The organism is Agrobacterium sp. DKPNP3, from assembly GCF_052686535.1.
In genome coordinates, this window is the sequence record NZ_JBQYSN010000175.1 from 1 (window position 1) to 3,331 (window position 3,331).

At 60.1% G+C, this 3,331-nt stretch carries 2 protein-coding genes; both read left to right on the top strand.

Translation table 11 applies throughout. The annotated features are described in order from the left end of the window. Positions 1–2,133: cellulose biosynthesis cyclic di-GMP-binding regulatory protein BcsB (locus ACUTJJ_RS24935; protein WP_445543770.1), on the top strand; the 2,133-nt coding region annotated here is incomplete at its 5' end. Beyond that, entirely contained in the window at positions 2,130–3,185 is a 1,056-nt protein-coding gene (locus ACUTJJ_RS24940; protein WP_445543771.1) for a glycosyl hydrolase family 8, read from the top strand. The genes ACUTJJ_RS24935 and ACUTJJ_RS24940, both read left to right, overlap by 4 nt. The last annotated feature ends 146 nt before the right edge of the window (positions 3,186–3,331 follow it).

Here is a 3,331-nt window from a genome sequence, read left to right on the forward strand (position 1 = left end):
TATATCCTCCCCTATGAGAAACTCAGCCTTTCCGGCGAGATAGACCGCCGGCAATGGAGCGTCTACCTGACGCCTGAGCAGGTGAATGCGGCAGTTACGCTCAATATTGGCTATCAGAACGCGATCGTGGTTGCGCCGGAAAGCTCGAATTTGAAGGTCAGCCTCAACAACGTGCCGCTTGAGCCCGCACGCATTGAAGCGCCCGAGACCGAAGGCAATGTTTCCCTGAAAATACCGCCTGGCGTTTTGCAGGTTGGCTCGAATGTCGTGAGACTGGGTGTGGAGCAACGACACAGAACCGACTGCACAATCCAGTCCACCTACGATCTGTGGACGGAAATCGACCCCGCAAGTACCTATATTGGCTTCAATGCGGACGTCGCCGGAAGCTTTGCCAATATCGACGACATTCAGTCTACCGGACCGGATGCCAAGGCGATGACCTCAATCGAGATTGTCGCGCCGGCGCTCGGCAATCCGGCATTCGCAGATTCTCTTCTGCGGCTGTCGCAGGCGCTCGCGCTTAGAACGCAGATGCCCAATCAGACCATCCGTTTCGTGACGGCTCCCTCCGCCGAGCGAAAGGCCGGCACGTTGACGGTCTTTGCGGGTACAGCCCGCGAAATTGCCGGTATAGCCGGCACTCTCCCGCCAGAGGCATCGGCGGGCGCCTTTGCCGGATTTGGTGCGACGGCGCCGGGCGGTTTTTCGCCTCTTTTTGTGAGCGGCCCCACGCCGCAGGCGGTTCAGGCGGCGATAGAGACGCTGTTTTCGTCGATCTCGCGTACGCCGGGTGCGCAGCGAACCACCTTCTCGACCCGCAGCTGGCATGCGCCCGACGTGCCGCTCGTCATGTCGGATCGGCGGATCGCGCTTTCCGAACTTGGCATTGAAAGCGCCGAATTCGGCGGACGGCGATTCCGCAACGAATTCTACGTCGGCATGCCGGCCGATTTTTACGCCTCCGCCTATGGCGAGGCATCGCTTCTCCTCGATGCCGCCTATTCGTCACAGGTCTTGCCAGGTAGCCATGTGGATATCTACGTCAATGACGAGATCGCCTCCACTGTGCCGATCTCCAATAATGGCGGCGGGATTTTCCGGCATCTGCCGATCAAGGTGACGATGCGCCACTTCAAGCCCGGGCCGAACAAGGTGACCATCGAGGCCGTGTTGATGACGGCACAGGATCAGGCCTGCGCTCCCGGTGCGCCCGCCAGCACCACCCCGCGCTTTGCCCTGTTCGAAACCTCGGAACTTCATATCCCCGATTACGCCCAGATCGGCCTCAAGCCGGATTTGGCGGCGATGGCAGGCGCCGGACAACCTTACCGGACCGGCGGAACGCCGGTTGCGCTTTCGCTCGATCGCTTCGACACGGACACCATGTCTGCCGCCGCCACGCTGGTCAGCCGGCTGGCGAGCGTGGCGGGCCATCCCATCGACATCGAGACCGTAGCGTCCCCGCTGGTGATCGGCGATCGTGACGCGTTGTTCGTCGGAACGATCTCGCAATTCCCGCAGGCCCTGATCGGTCAGTTCAACCTTGTGCCTTCCAGTCAGATCTCGTGGAAGATGGGCGCAGGTGTCCAGGCGCCGACGCAGAGTAGCGAAACTCTTTTCAACGACTGGCGCGAGAGGGTGGACGGCGGCGTCTGGGAGGGGCAGGTGTCGTCCCTCGAGGAGTGGATGAAGCGGAATTTCGACCTCAGCTCGGAAACGCTGCGCTTCCTGCCAGCGGCCGAACAGGCTTATGCGCCACCCGGCAATGTGTCTTTCATGCTGGCGCAGGGCCTCAGCCCGTCCGGCAATGGAGTGTGGACGCTGGCGACCGCCCCGTCTTCGGCCGAGCTGTTTGACGGCATGGCGGCAATGACGCGGGAAGACCGCTGGCGCAGCGTAACGGGGCGTGTGGCAGCTTACGATGCCGCTGCCGAAAAGGTTGAAACGGTTGAGGTTGAGCGGCCGCATTTTTACATCACGCGGGCGTTTTCCTTCTCCAACTGGCGGCTGGTCGCGGCCAACTGGTTGTCGTCCAATGTTCTGTCTTATTCACTGGCGTTTATCGGTTTCGTGTCACTTCTTGGCCTTGCCACGTTTACGATGCTGCGGATGATGGGGCGGCACAGATGAAGAGCGCGATTTCAAAACTGGCAATCCTCACCCTTCTGTCCGTCATGGCAATTTTCACCAACATATCTGCCACGCACGCCGCCTCGGTCTCGCCCAAGGCTTGGGCTGCCTATAAGGACGCCTTCCTGGATTCTGGCGGCCGTATCATCGATACCGGCAATGGCAACATCAGTCACAGCGAGGGGCAGGGCTATGGTATGTGGCTTGCCGTGCTTGCAGATGATCTTTCCGACTTCGAACTGATCTGGAGTTTCACGCGCACGGAGCTTTTGGTCCGTGATGACGGACTTTCGGCTTGGAAATGGGACCCACGCACCAAGCCGCATGTCACCGATATCAACAACGCCACGGATGGCGATATCCTGATTGCTTACGCGCTGGCGCTTGCTGCCGGTCAGTGGAACCGTCAGGACTATGCCGAAGCAGCCGCTGCCATTGCCTCCGCCGTCCTTAAAAAGACCGTTGTGCAGCGTGGTGGGCGCACGTTGCTTTTGCCGGCCGCCAGCGGTTTCGACGAGGCTGACCGGACCGATGGCCCTGTCGTCAATCCCTCCTATCTGATTTTCGAGGCGTTCCCCGTTCTCGATCTCCTCGTGCCGTCGCCGCTCTGGAAAACGGTGGCTGATGACGGTGTGGCGCAGATCGCAGCGTTTGCATTCAGTGACAAAAAACTGCCGGCGGACTGGGTATCCGTGAAAACAAAGCCGCAGCCAGCATCCGGTTTCCCGCCGGAGTTCGGTTATAATGCCGTTCGGATCCCGCTTTATCTCGCGAGGGCGAAGATGGGCTCACCTGAACTGCTGTCCCGGCTGAAAGATGGCATGACGCTGGAGAGCGGTGCTGCCGGAACCTTCGATTTGAAGACCGGTGCCGTGAAAGACGTTTTATCGGATCCAGGCTACCGTATTATTCCGGCGCTTGCGGCCTGCGTCAGCGGCGGGCCCGCAATCTCCGACGATCTCAAGACTTTCCAGCCAACGCTTTATTATCCTTCCACATTGCATCTTCTGGCATTGTCGTTTCTGGCAAGGAATAACGGGGAATGCCGATGAACAAGCCTTTGTCCACCTCGGCTCTCATCCTCGTCCTGGTGGCGCTCGCGGCCTTCCATTGGCGTGACACCATTCTCGGACGGGTGTCGGACGTCCACACCTCCGCGGTGGGGGACAACAGGGCCGTACAGCGCATTTCGCCGGCC